Genomic DNA, 16429 nt, shown 5'->3' on the forward strand with positions numbered 1-16429 from the left:
TGCCCGCCAGCCCCGTTTGCCTCGACTCTGCGCAGAAATGCCGCCTCAGGCGGCAAATTTGCACACAGAAAGCGTGGCAGCCGTTCTCCGCGCCGCCTCTGTTTTCGCTGACCTAGCGTGCGCTGCGTGACTGCGTGGCTATTGGACCCGGGAGTACTGCACCTCAATCACGGTTCGTTCGGCGCAACCCCTGCGGCGGTACTCGAGGCACAGCAAGGCATCCGGGAGCGCATCGAGCTGAATCCCACACGGTTCTTCCTGGAAGGCGAGTACCAGGAACGGCTGGACCAGGCACGGCGAGCTGTGGCCCACTTCGTCGGTGCCGACGAGGCGGGCCTGGTGTTTGTCACGAATGCCACGGCCGGCGTCAACGCCGTGCTCCGATCGCTAGAGCCGAGCCTGGAACCCGGCGACGAGATCTTGGTAACCGACCACGAGTACAACGCGTGCACCAACGCTGCAATCGTGTCGGCGTCGCGGGCTGAGGCGGTGGTCACCACCGCGGCAGTGCCGTTCCCGCTTGAGCACGAGCGCGAAGTGGTCGATGCCGTGCTCGCCGCCGTGACCGAACGCACCCGCATCTTGCTGATCGACGCAGTGACTTCGGCAACAGGGCTAGTGCTGCCGGTGGCCGAGCTTGTGGCACGGCTAGAGCCCGACGTGCGGGTTCTGGTCGACGCTGCGCACGCCCCCGGCATGATCGACTTCGACGTGTCCCAGTTGGGTGCGTCCTACGTCACGGCCAACTGCCACAAGTGGATGTGCTCGGCCAAGGGTGCTGCGTTCTTGTGGGTGCGGCCCGACCGGCGTGATGACGTGTACCCGGCGGTTATCAGCCACGGGTACAACGGCGGCTGGCCGACTGAAGGAGGCCACCTCCACGCCCAGTTCGACTGGACGGGAACCCACGACCCGAGCGCGTGGCTGACGGTCCCCGATGCGCTGACCGCTGTGGAGGCGATGCACGCCGACGGCTGGCCGGGTGTGCGCAACGTCATCCGTGAGCGGTGCTTACAGGGACGGGAGCGGCTGGTCGAAGCCCTCGGCATCGAGCCGCCAGCACCTGGCGACATGATTGGCGCGATCGCGAGCGTGCCGTTGCCGCCCGCCGACAATCCGGGTTCTGCAATCTTTGACCCGCTCATGGGGGCGCTGCGGGACCGGCACGGCATCGAGGTGCCAGTGTTCACGTGGCCTGCCCCGCCGGAACGAGTCCTGCGGATCTCTGCCCACCTCTACAACCAACAAGGCGACTACGACCGCCTGGCCGAGGCACTTGTGGCGGAATTGGGCACCTGACTTCCGAGCGCCGGCGCGACTGCGGCGCTGCGACGACCGGGGACAAGTGGCAGGATCGCGGCACGCAGGTCGGCTGCGGCCCGACCGCCCTTGTCGAGGAGGCATCCATGTCAGGCGAAATCACAGCCAACCCGGCGGCGAAGATGATCTACCTGATCAAGCGGCGTCCCGAAGCCTCACGCGACGAGCTGGTGGCGAACTGGTTCAAGAACCACATGCCGAACGTGATCGAGGGCCAGCAGCGGCAGGCCGCGGCGGGCAAGCTCCACGCCCAGAAATACATCGCCACGCTGTTCGAGCGTCGTGATGATGGCAGCGATGCCGCGTGGGACGGCATGGCCCAGCTGTGGTTCGAGCGGCCGTTCCCGCCCCCAGACGCGCCGCACGGGACCACGCCGGCCGACACGTTCCAGGAAAAGGCCGAACCGTATGTGCAGTGGCCGGTGACGGAGTACGTGGTGCTCGACGGCAGCCTGCCCGTCGTCCCCAACACGCTGAACGAGCCGTTCCCGGCGACGCGTTCGGGCTTCTACAAGGTGACGTTCCTGGTGCCCGCGCGCGACGGCGTCGACGTCGAAGAGGCGTTCCGTCACTGGCTGGAGGCGCATGCGCCTAACGTGCGCGGCGTCATGGGAGAGATCGGCGGATTGCGCTACGTGGTCAACCACAGCGTCAACCCGGCCAACGAGTCCTACATGGGCATGGCCGAGCTTTATTTCGCCGACCCGGACGGCTGGGAGGCCTACAAGTCGACGGTCACCGAAGACGGCTTTGGCGCCTTCGTCGACATCAAGCGTATGGTGGTTCTGCGTTCACGCACGCAGATGATCGGCATTCCCGGCTAGGTCTGAGCGCTAGGCCTCTGCGGCTGCCTTCATCGCTTCGAGCGTCGCCCGGATGCTCGTGCGCGCATTGTGGGATCGCTGATCGACCTCGCCTTGACCGTGCTCGACCATGCGGGGCGACAGCTTGCGAAGCGTCCAGGTCTCGGTCAGCGTCGTGCCGTCGCCTTTGGGTGCCAGTTGGTAGCGCCACAGGACGATGTTGTATTCGAGACCGCCCGTGACGAATGCGAAGTCTTCGTTGTCGACCCGGCGAATGATCTCGACGGGTGCCTTCCATTCCTCGCCGCCACGCCGGTTGATGCCCACGAACATGTCGCCGACTTGGCCGTTCCCGGGCTCGCCGTCGGGACCCTTGCGCCAGTAGCCGCCGGTGTTCTCGCTGCTCCACTCGCCGTAGCGATCCAGCGCAGTCACCATTCCCCACACCTTCGACGGGGGAGCATCGATGTCGATGGAGTCCGCGTGCTCCATGACCGGGTTGTCGACGTGTCCTAGCAGTTGCTCGCTCATGAGCCGCAGCCTTGCAGATGTCGCCGCCACGCGGGCATGGTGCCCGGCCAGCGGATGGGCGGCGTCGCGGGGCCGCCGACTGCTAGCTGGTGGCGGTTTCGTTGGCGGGGTACAGCTCGCGCCAGTCGATCTGATCGTCGGGGGGCAACAACGCATTGATAAACGCCATGTCAGCGAGCAAGGCGTCTGCCGCCTCGTCTCCCACGGCGGCCCAGTGGGCGCCGTCGAGCCGATCGGTCATTGCTTCGATCTCGGTACGGCCTTCGCGTCCAGCTTGTGTGGCCCAGCCGTCCGCGTCCACCCAGCCGCGTGCTCGCAGGCTCGCGTACGCCTCGGCAGCCTCTTCGGGGGTCCAGCCGGCTTCTTGGCTGATCCACTCGTGCGGCGCCTCATCGACGGCGACCTGGGAAACCACCGACTCACAGCCCCCCAGACCAGCTGCCGCGAGCGCCACCAAGTGGCACCCGCTGCGGTACTCGCGCAGCAGCGTGCCTCCGTGCCACAGCGCCAGGTGGGGCTCATCAGGCCAGTCCAGCGAAGCCCAGCCCGCGAACAGCACGCGCCCGACCGGGTCGGCTGCATCGCAGGCTGCGCGCACGACGTCGACGCAGCGACGCACCTCCTCGCTGTCGACCAACTGGCCCAGCTCACGTCTCAGTGCAGCGTCCATGCCTTCGTAGCGCGCCGCCAGCACTGCTGGGGGTGACGAGTACGCCCAAGCATCCGGGATCGCCCGCCGAACTCGCGCCGGTGCGTAGTAGAAGAACAACGACTCCACGACGCTGGCGGGCACCGGGCCGAGCGGCGCCACCCGCGTCGCGAAGTAGTTCATCCAGAACCCCCGCAACCCCGCCGCAGAGCCCGTCTCACGCACTTCGGGAGCCCAGTAGCAGAGCTGGTGATAGCGCTCCACGCACTCCCACATCTGCCGTGCTCGCATTCTGGTTGTCTCAGCCATCGCCCGATGTTCTATCCCGCCTCTTCCCGCGGCGTAACGCTCAGTTGATCTGAGTGAAAGAGCGTGCACATCGTCGACGGTCCGCGGGAGCGGCGTATGCCGTTGAAACTGCATGCAGATATGCATATCTATCTGCATGCGGCGCTATGCTCCCGACATGCAGAGCACGAGTGTGCGTATCGACGTTGCGACGCATCGCGAACTCAAACATCTCGCCGCAGCGATGGCCATGACTGTGGGCGAAACCGTGTCGTTGGCGGTGCGTCGCCTTCGACAAGATCAGATCGGCGCAGAGCTTCGTGCAGATCTCGACGAAGTCGAGTCCGCGTGGCTCGACGCCGACTTGGGATGACGTTCAGCGCAGGCGACGTTGTCAACGTTGACCTCGGTACGCCCATTGGGCACGAAGCAGGCTTCCCGCACCCAGCGATCGTCGTCACTGCGCAGCGTGTCCTCGATGCCAACCCGGCCATCGTCCATGTTGTGCCCCTGACATCACGGTTTCGCAGGTTCGCTTCGGAGATCGAGATAGCGGCCGATCCGAGCAATGGTCTAGAGGAGCGCTCAGCCGCTCAGTGTCAGCACGTCCGCGCGGTGGCTACAGCACGGTTGCAGGAACCACGTGGGAACGTCGGCGGAGTCGCGCTGGCCCAGATCCGCGAGGTCATCGCCCTCTTACTCGACGTCCCTTGACGTGTGCTTTACGCCCGCCACGTCGACGTTCAGTCGGGCTGGTTGATGAGGTGGGTGGCGGCGTTGTCGAAGTGGGCGAACATGGCGTTCGCGATCTCGGGGTCGAGCGGTGACCCGTCGGGCAGCTTTGCGGCCTCGAGCGATGCCAGCATGTGGCGCATCCAGGTATCCCGCTCGGCCTGGCCGATAGCGAACGGCATGTGACGCATCCGCAGCCGCGGGTGGCCGCGCTCGGCGCTGTAGTCGGCGGGCCCGCCCCAGTACTGGGCCAAGAATCCCGCCAGTCGGTGCCGAGAGGGTCCCATGTCGGGGGGATACATGGGGCGCAGCAGCGGGTCCGACTCGACGGCGTCGTAGAACCGGTCCACCAACTGGTCAAAGAACCGCTGCCCGCCGACCGCGGCGTAGACCGTGGGCGGCTGCTCCACAGCATCGGCCAGCTTGCCGCCCAGCGTCAGTCCGCCCGCTCCCCATGTGGACCCTTCGGTCTCGCTCGGCGGGATGGCGTCAGCTTCGTTCACGATAATCAGGCTAAGAGCGCCATCGGGTTAGCTTGCGCGGGTGACTACGACACAACACCCCCACGGCGATGGGCCGATGCAGCTAGGCGCACACATCGGGCAACAGAACATGACCGCCGCCCAGATGCGTGACCTGTGGAAGCGACTCGACGCCGGAGGTGCCGACTGGATCTCCATCTGGGACCACCTGTACGAGGCACCGCCGCAGGGCGGAACGGTGCCTCACTTTGAGGCGCTTTCCACCTTGGGAACGCTGGTGGCCGACACTCGCAACGCCCGCATCGGCTGCCTCGTCTTCTACGTCGGATATCGCAACGCGGGTTTGCTGGCCAAGGCCGCCACCACGCTGGATCACTTCAGCGCAGGACGTTTCACGCTGGGTCTCGGTTCCGGCTGGCACGAAACCGAAGCCGCCGCGTTCGGCTACGACTTCCCGTCGCTGGGTGAGCGCTTCGACATGCTGGAGGAGTCGTTCGAGCTCATCCGTTCGCTGCTCACCCAGGAGCGCACGAGCTACGACGGCCGCTGGGTTCGTGCTGACGACGCTTCGTGCCTGCCCGCTCCCGTGCAGGAGCGGCTGCCGATCTGGCTCGGCGGGATCGGCGAGCGGCGCACGATCCCGATGGCCGCGCGCCTTGCTGATGGCTGGAATGCCGCCTACATCACGCCGGAGCGGTTTGCCCATCTCTCGGCGCTCCTCGACTCACATGCCACCGCAGCCGGGCGCGACCCGGCCGAAATCGAGCGAACGATCAACGTGATGTTTCATCTTGTGACCGACCCCGCGGAAGTGGAGCCCGAGCGCGAGCGCGGGCGCGCTCCGTGGGGCGATCTCGCAAACCGGTTCGACGAAGGCGCGCTCGTCGGCACGCCCGAGATGGCGGTCGAGCGGATCTTGGAATACCGGGCGGCCGGCGCACAGGGACTCAACGTGGCGTTGAGGGCGCCGATCCTCCACGACGCGCTTGACGCCTATCTCGAAGAGGTCATTCCGACCGTTCAGCGCGAGACGGCCTGAGGCGGCACCGGGCATCCCGCAGGGCGAGGCGCGTACAGTCTTGGTGCGCCGGCTCGCAGGGTCGGCGCACGGTGGTGAGGCTGGCAAGAACCCAGCGGCAGGCAGGGGAGAGACGATGGCGTTGACAGAACGTTCGCAGCGGCGGACGAGCGGACGGCGGGCACGCCGGTCGTATCTGAGCTACATCGACAAGTCGCGCGAGTACTACGCGGCGAACGGCTATCCGCAGCCGTACCAATGGGCATACAGCCACGAGGTGGCTTTCACCCCACTGTCCAAGCCGCTGTCGCAGAGCACAGTCGGCTTGGTCACGACATCGTTCTTCCGGGCAGGCAGCGAGCCTGCCGGCGTGCCCTCGGCCCGGCCGAAGCAGCCCTACGCCGCGCGCTGCGACGACGCCCTCGAGGGCCTCTACAACACTGACCTGTTCTGGGACAAGGACAACACCCACACCGAAGATCTCGACACGTACTTGCCGATCAACCGGCTGCGCGAATTTGCCGCCAAAGGACGCATCGGTGCGGTGTCAGAGCGCTTCTACGGCATTCCCACCGATTACAGCCAGCGCCGTACGCAGCGCAACGACTCACCCCGCATCGAGGAGTGGATGCGCGAAGACGGCGTCGACGTTGCGCTGTTGGTCCCCCTCTGACCCGTCTGCCACCAGACCGTGGGTCTGGTCGCACGACACCTGGAAGAGGCCGGAATACCGACAGTGGTCGCTGGCAGCGCCCGTGACATCGTCGAAGAATGTGGCGTCGCGCGCTTCGTGTTCACCGACTTCCCGCTGGGCAATCCCACCGGCAAGCCGGGCGACGTGGCGATGCAACGCGACATTGCGGGCACCGCACTCGACCTGCTCGAGCGCGCCTGGCTGCCGCGCACGACCGTGCAGACGTCCTATGTATGGGATGCCGACGACAATGACGGCTGGCGCGAACACTTCATGCGCGTCGACGACTCGAACCGGGCCGCCCTGGCTGCAGCGGGCGAAGCCCGTCGACGCGATCAGGCCGCCGCCAAGGCCGACGGCCGCGCACGGAACGCCTGAGCAATCTGGGCATCGGCGGCTGGAGCAGTCGGCGCCAGCGCGTACGAAAGGCAGCACATGACGCAGCAATCGCCTGGCCAGCAACGCCGGCCCCTGGTCGACCCAGCCGACGCCGATGCTCCCGACTTCGTGCCCTCCGAGCCGGCTGGTGCGGATGTGTACTCGCATCCCTCCGAGCACGGGGAGCGCATCACTGGTGCACTGGACCCTGACCTGCTGATCGAAGCGTCAGGTGGCGTGAAGGTTGCCGCCGACGTATACGGCGACAGCGGTCCGCTCGTCCTGCTTCAGCACGGCGGCGGCCAGACCCGTCACGCTTGGAAGGGAGCGGGGCAGGCTCTCGCCGACGGCGGCTACCGCGCAGTGAGCCTCGACGCCCGGGGCCACGGTGATTCGGACTGGGCGCCTGACGGCGACTACACGACCGAGGCGTCTGTGGCCGATCTGGTGGCGATCGTGGAGCACTTCGGCGAACGACCGGTGCTGGTCGGCGCCTCGATGGGCGGGGGCACCTCGCTGACCGCCGTCGGGGAAGGCGCAGTGGACGCACTCGCTCTGGTTCTCGTCGATACAGCGCCGCAGATCGAAGCGGCTGGTGTGCGCAAGATTCGAGACTTCATGGCTCAAGGCGCCGACGGGTTCGCATCACTCGAAGAGGTCGCCGAGGCCATCGCGAACTACCAGCCTCACCGCGAGCGGCCGCGCAATCTCGACGGTCTCGCAAAGAACGTTCGCCTCTGGCCCGACGGTCGCTATCGCTGGCATTGGGACCCGGCGTTCATGCACCGGCCGCGCAGCTTCGCTGAACGAATCCCGCGTCAGCAGGCGGCCGCTGAGAACCTGACGCTTCCGACGCTGCTCGTCCGCGGTGGGCTCAGCGATGTGTTGTCCGAGGAGGGCGCACAGTCGTTCCTCGACGCTGTTCCCCACGCCCACTACGCCAGTGTGGCCGGCGCGGCGCACATGGTGGCCGGTGATCGCAACGACATTTTCGTCGAGGCAACCCTCCGTTTCCTGGCCGAATTCGTACCCTCCGCACAAGTCCGGGCCTGAACGCGAAGTTTCCGCCGTAGCCTTGCGGTCTTTGACCGGCTAGGCCGGGCTTCGAGAGGCAAGACATGCGTGGAACAGTCAAGTTCTTCAACAGCGAGAAGGGCTTCGGCTTTATCTCCCGTGACGGGGCGGACGACGTCTTCGTCCACTTCTCCAACATTGTCGGTGAGAATTACCGAACGCTGGAGGCAGGACAAGAGGTCGAGTTCGATATCGGACCCGGCCGCAAGGGCGACGAGGCTCAGAACGTCAAGCCCGTCTGAGCGCACTCGCCACTGACTGTCGCTAGCCCAACAGGCTGGCGACGTTCGGAGCTTTGGGCGCGAGACATCTTGTCCACCAGAGTTCCGTCGGCAATCGCATCGGGCGCGGGCGGCGTCACACGCCACCTGTGTCAACACATCTCGGGCCACTCGGCCGCGTTCTGCTCCGCGAGTATTGAGCAGCGTGCGCCGGTACCCTCCCGTCGTCTGGCCGGCATGTTCGGCCGACGGGTTCGCAGGCCGGTCTTGGTTCTTCCTGTCAACGTGGACCAAACCCCTGTTATCGCCGACCTCTTCACCCCCTGTTGAGGCGCCACCGAACCCGTGCAGAGCCCGCGCGCAGCGGGCCAGGAGACACATGCCCCCCACCTTTGCCCAGCTGGGCGCCCCTGACTTCATCGTCAGCGCCCTCGCTCAACGTGGCATCAGCCAGCCGTTCGCCATCCAGGCGGCCACCGTGGCCGATGCCCTGGCCGGACGCGATGTCTGCGGCCGAGCGCCAACCGGATCCGGCAAGACGCTGGCGTTCGGGATTCCGCTCGTAGCCAGCGTCGGCAGCGCCCAGCCACACAAGCCCCGAGCACTCGTGCTCGCGCCGACCCGTGAACTCGCCGACCAGATCATGACCGAGCTGCGCACCTTTGCAGGCAAGCGCCGGGTCAGCGTCGCCTATGGCGGCGTGGGCTATGGCGCCCAGATCGGGTCCCTGCGTCGCGGGGTCGACATTCTCGTGGCGTGCCCAGGTCGCCTCGAAGACCTCATCGAACAGGGCCAAGTCGACCTGTCCGCTGTTGACAAGGTCGTCATCGATGAGGCCGACCGCATGGCCGACATGGGATTCATCCCGGCCGTGCGGCGCTTGCTCGACCAGACCGCCGCAAAACGCCAGACCATGCTGTTCTCGGCCACGCTCGACGGCGATGTGGCAACACTGACACGCGACTACCAGCGCGATCCCGTGCGTCACGAGGTCGGTGACGAGACCCCCGACGTCAGCGCTGCCGACCACGTGTTTTGGAGCGTGGCCAGGACTGACCGCACCGACATCTGCGCGGAAGCAATCGACGCCGCAGGATCGACGGTCGTGTTCTGTCGAACCCGGCATGGCTGCGATCGTGTGGCCCGGCAGCTGGATCGCCGAGGGATCCGCACTGCGGCACTTCACGGCGGACGCAGCCAGAGCCAGCGCACCAGGGCGCTGGCCGAGTTTGCCGCCGGCAAGGTCCAGGCGCTGGTCGCGACTGACGTTGCTGCGCGCGGCATCCATGTCGAAGGTGTCGGCGCTGTCGTTCACTACGACGTCGCGGCCGACCACAAGACCTACCTTCACCGATCGGGCCGGACTGCCCGGGCCGGTCTGGGTGGCGTGGTGGTCTCGTTGGTTCAGCCCGAGCAGGTCAAAGAACTCAAGTCCATGCAGCGCAAGATGGGCCTGGAGCAGCCCATCACCGAAGTCGACGTGGCTGCAATCCGGTCAGCCAGCCCACGCAAGGTCAGCGCCAACGGCGCCGGATTCGCCAGCAATTCAGGCCCGAAGGGCTCGAAGACCCACAAGGCCAACGCCGTATCAGGTCAGCCCCGCTCTGAGACCCGCAAGGCGAGTGCCGACGCGGATTGGCACCACAAGGGCTCGCAGACCCGGCGTCGCACGCTTGAGCGCCCGGCGGCCAAGCATCAATCCCGGCACCGTCGAAGCAACAACAACCGTTCTAGGTCCAAGGGTCACCAGCGCTCGCCGCAGCGCTGAGCACGATCAAGCGTCTGGGTCGACTTGCGGCTCATTCAGGGATTCAAGACTGGTCGGCGCAAGGTTCGAGGCGAACTTGGACATGTTGTCGCCCAGGGCGCTGATGAGCTGCTCCACGAATTGCGGCGACATGTTGACGCGCTGCACGACAACGCCTCGCCGGGGTGACTGCTTGCCGCTGAAGTCCAGCCGGATGAAGTCAAGCGTGAACTCATACGGCGAATGGCGAACCACGGCGAAGTTGGACCACACGCCAGCCTCGAGCTCGCTCTCGCCTGCCGTTGATCGACGAGACAGAGGATGTCTCTTCCCTGTAGACCATGCGGGCTGGTCATGCCGCATGAGGCCTCAATGTGGCTCCGTCAGCGTTACGCTCCTGAGTGTGGCTTCAAACGTGGCGGGAGCAAAGCGTTACTTTGCCCGGCAGAGCGAGAACTCTGAGTACCGGGCCGAGTACGCGCGGGCAAAGGCTGAGATCGATTTCATCGACAGCGTCGTGCGCGAGATCGAAAGCCGTCGGAGTCACCTCGGACTGAGCGAAGCAGAGCTTGCACAACGTGCGGGCGTGCCAGCACGGTCGGTACGTGGGCTGCTGGTGGCACGCCGCAGTGCGCTTCGTCTCCGGACCGTCGCTGCGGTGGCCGCAGCGTTAGGCATCGCTGTGCGCGTCGATCATGAGACCAATGCGCACGTCGTGGCAGTCAGCTAGCGACGCATCGGTCTTTCGAAAACTCATCGCGATAGCTGCGAATACGTCGATATTCTCTCGGATGCGCGCCGGTGCGTAGTCGTTTGGAGAAGCCGCCGAGGCAGACGATCGATGGCCCACCGAGCCCGTCGCCGCGGCGGTCGAGCAGACAGAACAGTCGATGGTTCTGCCCATCGGCCCGAATGCGGACTTCATGCAACCCAGACATCTGACCGTGCATCGCATGCCAGTACCCGCCTCCGCTGAAGTTGGGGGGTGGCGCAGCGGCAACCGCGTTCAGGACGGCTTCGAATCTCGCACGTGTGTTGATGCTGAGCGAATCCAAGAAATCCTGCGAGGGCACGGCACCGGACCTATCCGCTGTTTCATCGGCGCGTTGGAAGAAGTGGATGTTCCACTCGTCCGCCTCCGATGACTCAGCCATTGGGCTCTACTCCTCACCAGAGTCCGAGGCAGGGGCGGGGTCGCGGCCGCCACGGAGGTGCGTCACCAGCGATTCGATCGCCGTTACTGCTTCCGCCAGCGGGGCAAACGACGACGATGGCAGCGCCTCTGAGACGCGGATCGTCAATTGCACTGAACCGGGATCGAGTGACCAGGTTTGATGGAGCGCGACTGCCTCGTCGTGGCCAACGGGAGCGATCAAATCCTGTGCTCCGCTGCTGGGCTCTTCAGAAGAGGCCCCAGCCGTGACTGCGGGCCTTTCTTCTCGCTCCCACAGAACAATGTTGCCGTCGTCGCGCTCGCCGAGACGAGCTGCTACGACACCCTCTGCAAAGCACTGGGCAAAACGGTCGGCCACATGATCGCCGACGTTAAGCGTGTGGATTGCGAGGTTTCCGAGAATCTCCAGAGCCATCGGCTCACCCTTAGCGACTTGCGTATACATCTGCTCAAATGTGGCGCAATGCAGGAACGACTCTCGAATAGCGGCGTCTGCATCGTCCGTCGAAGTCGGCCGTGTAATCCGTAGCGCCAGAGTGGTCAATTCAAGTTCTTCACCTCGTCCAGCTACAAGACCGAACTCCCGGAGGTCGGCGAGCTTCTGTCGGAAAGCGCCGCTGTTCGGACTTGAGTGGCCAAGCAGAGACGACATCGAGCCCGGGCTGTGGTGGCGTCCTGCCTTGTGTACTTGCCGGAGGGCCTGAGTTGCCTCCGGCACGGTCATGCGCGGAAAGGCGGCGCCCCTGGGGGAGCGGGAGGACTTCGGTCCCGACTCCGGCTGTGGTTCGTCTGTAAGTTGGGTCATCCCCTGTTCTCCTCTGCGGTTGTTAGCGTAGTTTACAGTTGATAATACGATCGTCGCAATACATACGATAGCAGTATATTACTCGGGCTCGTTGCCATCGATCATACTGTTCATCAGTCCTGCCTCAGTGGATGTCTCGATAGGGAACGGAGCCCGATCGTCTCCAAGCCGGGAAGCAGTGGTCGGCATCCCGGTGGCGTCGAGGCGCGACGGCTGACCTGCAGACATTGTCCAAGAATTGGCTGGGGATATCTGAGCAGCGCCCTGTCAACAGTGACGGGCTGTACTTCGTACCGATTGGCTCGAAATTGGCGCTCTCCAAATCCTAGGGATGAGGGGCCTAAATCTACGGTTCCATTTCCTCATCATCAGGATTCAGGGATTCAAGACTGGTCGGCGCAAGGTTCGAGGCGAACTTGGACATATTGTCGCTCAGGGCGCTGATGAGCTGCTCCACGAATTGCGGCGACATGTTGACGCGCTGCACGACGACGCCTCGCCGGGGTGACTGCTTGCCGCTGAAGTCCAGCCGGATGAAGTCGAGCGTGAACTCATACGGCGAGTGGCGTACTACGGCGAAGTTGGACCACACGCCGCCTTCAAGCTCTGGTGGGAGGCGAATCTGCAGCTTCGTGCCGTCGGGTAGCGATTCGTGCGGGTTGCTCTCGGCCATCGGCGAAGACGCTAGCCCGCCCCTGTCACGCGGCCGGCGGCGGCATCTGCGGCGTTCAGCGGCGCTGTCAGCGTTCCTCGCGTCGGTAGGGGAGCGTCAGGGCGGCGGGTGCTGGGCTCGGTCGATGCCGGGCCCGGAAGCTGATGGCGATGAGGACCATGACAGTCAGCAGGAACGGCAGGATGCCGAGCAGCGCCGGCGAGATCGTGTTGACCTCGAGGCCGAAGAGGCTCAGGTCGAACGTCTGGACACGGGGCTGCAGCGCAAGCGTGAATCCGAATAACAGCGAGCCAGCGGCAAGCCGCCCGGGCCGCCACGCCCCGAAGATGACCAGTGCCACTGCGATCCAGCCGCGGCCGGCGATGAGGCCCTCGGTCCAGCCGGCGGCCATGTACAGCGACAAGAAGGCGCCGGCAGCGCCGGCGAAGGCACCGCCGATCAGCACAGCTCCGGAACGCAGCAGTGTCACCGAGTGGCCCACCGAGTCCGTCGTCGAGGCAGATTCCCCGACCGCACGCAGTGCGAGGCCGAGCCGGGTTCGATTCAGCACGAACCAGACCACGATGCCCAGAAGACCCGCGAGGTAGACAACCGGCGGCTGGTCGAAAAGGATCGGACCGACCCAGCGGATGTCGGCAAGTCCGGCGATGCCCAGATCGGTGAACACGGCATCGGCACGTTCGCGTACTGCGTCCTGTCCGATGAAGGCGGCGAATCCCAATCCGCCGATGGTGATCGCCAAGCCTGACACCACCTGGCCGGCGCCCATCACCACGCTCACCACAGCGTGTACTCCTGCGACCGCCATGCCGACGAGCGCAGCGAATGCGAAGCCGATCCAGGGACGGCCGGTGGCGAGCGCCATCATGAATCCGCTCACGGCCCCCATCGCCATCATTCCCTCGACACCGAGGTTCAGCACGCCGGATCGTTCGGCGATGAGCTCGCCCAGCCCGGCCAAGTACACGAGCGTGGCGAACTGCACGGTCGCCACGAGCAGTCCGATGATGGCTGCCTCAGACACCCGCAGCTCCCGGAGTGGCGGCGCCGTCTGGTTGTGGGGCTGCATCTGTGGGGTAGCCGACGGGTCGCACCCATCGGACGCGGTAGTTGAGCAGCACCGCGGCCACCAAGGCACCGATGAGGATCATGGCCTGCAGGATCGTGGCGATCGAGCTTGTCACGCCAAGCGTCTGGATGGACTGGCCGCCCACCTGCACCGCGCCGAACACGAACGCCACCGCCGCCACGCCCGATGGCCGCATCAGCGCGAGCGCCGCCACGATGATCCCGGCGAAGCCGTAGCCGTTCGACAAGCCGGGATCGAGTCGCGTCGCAGTTCCGGTCAGCTCGATGGCGCCGGCGAGGCCAGCCAGTCCGCCCGACAGCAGCAGGGCAGTCAGCACCTTGCGTTGCAGCGAGATGCCGGCATAGCGAGCTGTGGCCGGCGACGATCCCGCCATGCGCAGCTCGTATCCCCACGCTGTGCGCGAGACGGCCAGCCAGAAGGCCACCAGCAGCGCGACGGCGAGCACTGCGCCAATGTGTGCGCGGCCGAACAGTCCCGGCAGCGACGCATGGTCGGGCAGGGGCTCGATCAACGCAAAGCCTTGCGACTCGGGATCCTTCCACGGACCGGTCTCGAGCCATTCCACGATCCGGATCGAGACCTCGACGAGCATCAGCGTCGTGATGATCTCGCTGACACCCAGGTATGCACGCGCGAGCGCCGGCCCCAGCATGAGGATGACGCCGCCTACCGCGCCGGCGATCAGCATCGAGATGATGAGGAGGGGACCCGGCAAGTCGCCCGCCGACATGGCGAAACCTGCTGCGACCGTCGCGCCCGCCATTATCTGACCTTCGGCGCCGATGTTCCACAGTCCCATCGATCCCGCAACGGCAATCGCAAGACCGGCCAGCGCAAGCGGTGTCGCTCGCAGCAACGTCCGTGAGATCGAATTGATGCCGCCAAGCGACGAATCGATCATCCGGCCGTACACCTCGGCCGGGTTGTTGCCCGCGGCGAGCAGCAGGAGCGCTCCCGCGATCAGAGCCGCTGCAATTCCGATCACGAAGGCGAAGGCCTGGGCCGCAGGCACTACGTCTGAACGTCGCTGCAGCACGGGCCGCACCAGGCCGCGATGCCAGCGAGCTCGCCCGCGCGAGACGGTGTGCAGCGGGGCGTGCGTCGGGTCGCTCATGTGCCGCCGCCTCCGCCTCCGGCCATCGCGGCGCCTACCTCGGCTCTCGAGGATGTCGTCGGATCCAGACGGGCCGCGATGCGTCCCTCGTACATCACGATCAGCCGGTCTGACAGCGCGAGCAGCTCGTCAAGGTCTTCAGAGATCAGCAGAACTCCAACGCCGGCGCTGCGCTGCGCGACGATGTGTTCCTGGATGGCGGCGATGCCCGCCACGTCAAGACCACGGGTGGGCTGGGCTGCCACGAGCACTCTGGGCTCTCCAGTCAGCTCGCGGCCGAGCAGCAGGCGTTGAAGGTTGCCCCCTGACAGGGCGCTCACATCTGAGTGCAAACGTCCGACCTGCACGCCGAATCTCTCGACGAGGCTTTTGCAGAAGTCCTCGCAGCGCCGCAGGTCCAGCATGACCCCGCGGCGCATGGCCCGGTACGAACGCACGACGGCGTTGTCGACGACGGACATATGGGGGGCGAGACCGACGCCGAGGCGATCCTCGGGCACGTAGGCCAGCCCGCCGCGAGAACGCGCTCTCGGCGAAGCACCGGTGATGTCGGCGCCCAACAAGCGGACACTTCCAGAGGTGACGGGACGCAATCCGGCGATGGCCTCGGCCAGCTCCTTCTGACCGTTTCCCGAGACGCCGGCGACACCCACGATCTCGCCGGCGTGTAGGTAGAGGTCGACCGAGTGCAGTGCGGGAAACCCCCGGTCGCTCAATGCCGCGATGCCGTCCAACGCGAGCACGACGTCACCGCTCGGCTGTCCCGCGGGACGCTGAACTTCGGCTGCGGCTTCTCCGACCATCATCTGGGCCAAGTCCGATCGCTCGACTCCGGTGAGGCTGCCCGGCTGCGCAACGGTGAGTCCACCGCGTAGCACGGTGGCTTCGTCACACACCGTCAGCACCTCGTCGAGCTTGTGACTGATGTAGATCACTGAGCGGCCGCGGTCAGCCATGGCACGCAGCGTGAGACCCAAGTCGGCAGCCTCGGCAGGTGTGAGCACCGCCGTCGGTTCGTCCAGCACCAGCACGTCTGCGTCGCGCCAGAGTGCCTTCAGGATTTCCACGCGTTGCCGTTCGCCGACCGAGAGCTGCCACACAGGCCGGGTGGGATCGGCGTCGAGCGAGTAGGTCGCTGCCAGGTGAGCGACGCGTTCGGTGATCTGGGTCATGTTCAGGTATCGCGGTGCCGAGCCGAGCACGACGTTTTCCGCGACCGTGAGCGTGGGCACCAAGCGAAACTCCTGGTGGACCATTCCGATTCCCGCGGCAATTGCATCGGCGGGCGAGTGGAACTGCTGTTGGGTGCCGTGAACCCAGATTTCGCCTCCGTCGGGCAGGTACACCCCGCCGAGCACGTTGACGAGCGAGGTCTTGCCGGCGCCGTTCTCTCCGAGCAGCGCGTGGATGGTGCCCGCCCGCACGGCGAGGTTGGCGCCATCGCAGGCAACCACTCCGGGGAATTCCTTGCGGATGCCGCGCAGGTCGACGGCCATCGGGGCAGCGTCGCCGCTGCCGGCGCGGGGCTCTGAGAGATCTTGAACGTTCACGCCGTACCGGTGTCAGAAGCCCGCGGCCTGCTGCTGCAGCGGCGCGCGGCACCGCCGCCGGTTCCGAGGGACATCTCGGAGTCCCC

The 16429-nt window shown here is 65.8% G+C and carries 21 protein-coding genes; 11 read left to right on the forward strand and 10 right to left on the reverse strand.

Annotation, left to right across the window (positions count from 1 at the left end):
* Positions 1–126 precede the first annotated feature (126 nt).
* Together ACPXYO_RS05750 and ACPXYO_RS05755 are read left to right on the forward strand one after the other, a co-directional pair.
* Positions 127–1299 carry an aminotransferase class V-fold PLP-dependent enzyme gene (locus ACPXYO_RS05750; RefSeq protein ID WP_423917546.1) on the forward strand — a complete coding sequence of 391 codons (1173 nt, stop codon included), beginning with the start codon at positions 127–129 and terminating at the stop codon, positions 1297–1299.
* Positions 1300–1406: 107 nt separating this feature from the next.
* Positions 1407–2144 carry an EthD domain-containing protein gene (locus tag ACPXYO_RS05755; RefSeq protein WP_423917549.1) on the forward strand — a complete coding sequence of 246 codons (738 nt, stop codon included), beginning with the start codon at positions 1407–1409 and terminating at the stop codon, positions 2142–2144.
* A gap of 9 nt (positions 2145–2153) precedes the next feature.
* On the opposite strand, the gene ACPXYO_RS05760 is transcribed toward ACPXYO_RS05755, so the two are convergent.
* Both ACPXYO_RS05760 and ACPXYO_RS05765 read right to left on the reverse strand, forming a co-directional pair.
* Positions 2154–2654 carry an SRPBCC family protein gene (locus tag ACPXYO_RS05760; RefSeq protein WP_423917552.1) on the reverse strand — a complete coding sequence of 167 codons (501 nt, stop codon included), beginning with the start codon at positions 2652–2654 and terminating at the stop codon, positions 2154–2156.
* 82 nt (positions 2655–2736) lie between these two features.
* Positions 2737–3612, reverse strand: coding sequence for an SCO6745 family protein (locus ACPXYO_RS05765; RefSeq protein WP_423917554.1), 876 nt, complete (start codon positions 3610–3612; stop codon positions 2737–2739).
* 157 nt (positions 3613–3769) lie between these two features.
* On the opposite strand from ACPXYO_RS05765, the gene ACPXYO_RS05770 reads away from it, so the two are divergent.
* The gene (locus tag ACPXYO_RS05770; protein WP_420622859.1) at positions 3770–3964 is read left to right on the forward strand and encodes a hypothetical protein; all 195 of its coding nucleotides are present in this window, start codon (positions 3770–3772) and stop codon (positions 3962–3964) included.
* Positions 3961–4305: a type II toxin-antitoxin system PemK/MazF family toxin gene (locus ACPXYO_RS05775; RefSeq protein WP_423917558.1), complete on the forward strand. Its 345-nt coding sequence runs from the start codon at positions 3961–3963 to the stop codon at positions 4303–4305. Before ACPXYO_RS05770 ends, ACPXYO_RS05775 begins: the two co-directional genes overlap by 4 nt.
* Before the next feature lie 29 nt (positions 4306–4334).
* Here ACPXYO_RS05775 and ACPXYO_RS05780 read toward each other — a convergent pair whose 3' ends face one another.
* Positions 4335–4826 carry a globin gene (locus ACPXYO_RS05780; protein WP_423917561.1) on the reverse strand — a complete coding sequence of 164 codons (492 nt, stop codon included), beginning with the start codon at positions 4824–4826 and terminating at the stop codon, positions 4335–4337.
* Positions 4827–4866: 40 nt separating this feature from the next.
* Between ACPXYO_RS05780 and ACPXYO_RS05785 the strand changes: the two genes are divergently transcribed.
* From ACPXYO_RS05785 to ACPXYO_RS05810, 6 genes are all read left to right on the forward strand, one after another.
* Positions 4867–5844 carry an LLM class flavin-dependent oxidoreductase gene (locus ACPXYO_RS05785; RefSeq protein WP_423917564.1) on the forward strand — a complete coding sequence of 326 codons (978 nt, stop codon included), beginning with the start codon at positions 4867–4869 and terminating at the stop codon, positions 5842–5844.
* Positions 5845–5959: 115 nt separating this feature from the next.
* On the forward strand, positions 5960–6496 hold the full coding sequence (locus ACPXYO_RS05790; protein ID WP_423917567.1) for a hypothetical protein: 537 nt from the start codon (positions 5960–5962) through the stop codon (positions 6494–6496).
* 18 nt (positions 6497–6514) lie between these two features.
* Positions 6515–6895, forward strand: a complete 381-nt coding sequence (locus tag ACPXYO_RS05795; protein WP_423917569.1) for a hypothetical protein — start codon at positions 6515–6517, stop codon at positions 6893–6895.
* 57 nt (positions 6896–6952) lie between these two features.
* Positions 6953–7948 (forward strand): alpha/beta fold hydrolase, encoded by a 996-nt coding sequence (locus ACPXYO_RS05800; RefSeq protein ID WP_423917572.1) that lies wholly within the window; start codon positions 6953–6955, stop codon positions 7946–7948.
* 65 nt (positions 7949–8013) lie between these two features.
* On the forward strand, positions 8014–8211 hold the full coding sequence (locus ACPXYO_RS05805) for a cold shock domain-containing protein (RefSeq protein WP_419552062.1): 198 nt from the start codon (positions 8014–8016) through the stop codon (positions 8209–8211).
* A gap of 358 nt (positions 8212–8569) precedes the next feature.
* Positions 8570–9958, forward strand: a complete 1389-nt coding sequence (locus tag ACPXYO_RS05810; protein WP_423917576.1) for a DEAD/DEAH box helicase — start codon at positions 8570–8572, stop codon at positions 9956–9958.
* A 6-nt stretch (positions 9959–9964) separates the two neighbouring features.
* Here ACPXYO_RS05810 and ACPXYO_RS05815 read toward each other — a convergent pair whose 3' ends face one another.
* On the reverse strand, positions 9965–10210 hold the full coding sequence (locus ACPXYO_RS05815; RefSeq protein WP_423917579.1) for a DUF3467 domain-containing protein: 246 nt from the start codon (positions 10208–10210) through the stop codon (positions 9965–9967).
* A gap of 130 nt (positions 10211–10340) precedes the next feature.
* Here ACPXYO_RS05815 and ACPXYO_RS05820 point away from each other — a divergent pair, with 130 nt between their 5' ends.
* Positions 10341–10667 carry a helix-turn-helix domain-containing protein gene (locus ACPXYO_RS05820; RefSeq protein WP_423917582.1) on the forward strand — a complete coding sequence of 109 codons (327 nt, stop codon included), beginning with the start codon at positions 10341–10343 and terminating at the stop codon, positions 10665–10667.
* Here the strand turns inward: ACPXYO_RS05820 and ACPXYO_RS05825 are convergent.
* From ACPXYO_RS05825 to ACPXYO_RS05850, 6 genes are all read right to left on the reverse strand, one after another.
* Positions 10660–11091, reverse strand: coding sequence for a hypothetical protein (locus tag ACPXYO_RS05825; protein ID WP_423917584.1), 432 nt, complete (start codon positions 11089–11091; stop codon positions 10660–10662). The genes ACPXYO_RS05820 and ACPXYO_RS05825 overlap by 8 nt on opposite strands.
* Before the next feature lie 6 nt (positions 11092–11097).
* A complete protein-coding gene (locus ACPXYO_RS05830; RefSeq protein ID WP_423917587.1) occupies positions 11098–11526 on the reverse strand; it encodes a hypothetical protein in 429 nt (142 codons plus the stop codon).
* A 736-nt stretch (positions 11527–12262) separates the two neighbouring features.
* Positions 12263–12589, reverse strand: coding sequence for a DUF3467 domain-containing protein (locus ACPXYO_RS05835; RefSeq protein WP_423917590.1), 327 nt, complete (start codon positions 12587–12589; stop codon positions 12263–12265).
* A 67-nt stretch (positions 12590–12656) separates the two neighbouring features.
* The gene (locus ACPXYO_RS05840; RefSeq protein ID WP_423917593.1) at positions 12657–13613 is read right to left on the reverse strand and encodes an ABC transporter permease; all 957 of its coding nucleotides are present in this window, start codon (positions 13611–13613) and stop codon (positions 12657–12659) included.
* A complete protein-coding gene (locus tag ACPXYO_RS05845) occupies positions 13606–14793 on the reverse strand; it encodes an ABC transporter permease (RefSeq protein ID WP_423917596.1) in 1188 nt (395 codons plus the stop codon). The genes ACPXYO_RS05840 and ACPXYO_RS05845 overlap by 8 nt, the downstream gene beginning before the upstream one ends.
* On the reverse strand, positions 14790–16343 hold the full coding sequence (locus ACPXYO_RS05850; RefSeq protein WP_423917598.1) for an ABC transporter ATP-binding protein: 1554 nt from the start codon (positions 16341–16343) through the stop codon (positions 14790–14792). The genes ACPXYO_RS05845 and ACPXYO_RS05850 overlap by 4 nt, the downstream gene beginning before the upstream one ends.
* Between the last annotated feature and the right edge of the window lie 86 nt (positions 16344–16429).

Origin of the sequence: Candidatus Poriferisodalis sp., assembly GCF_965237655.1 — a bacterium.
GTDB lineage: Bacteria > Actinomycetota > Acidimicrobiia > Acidimicrobiales > Poriferisodalaceae > Poriferisodalis.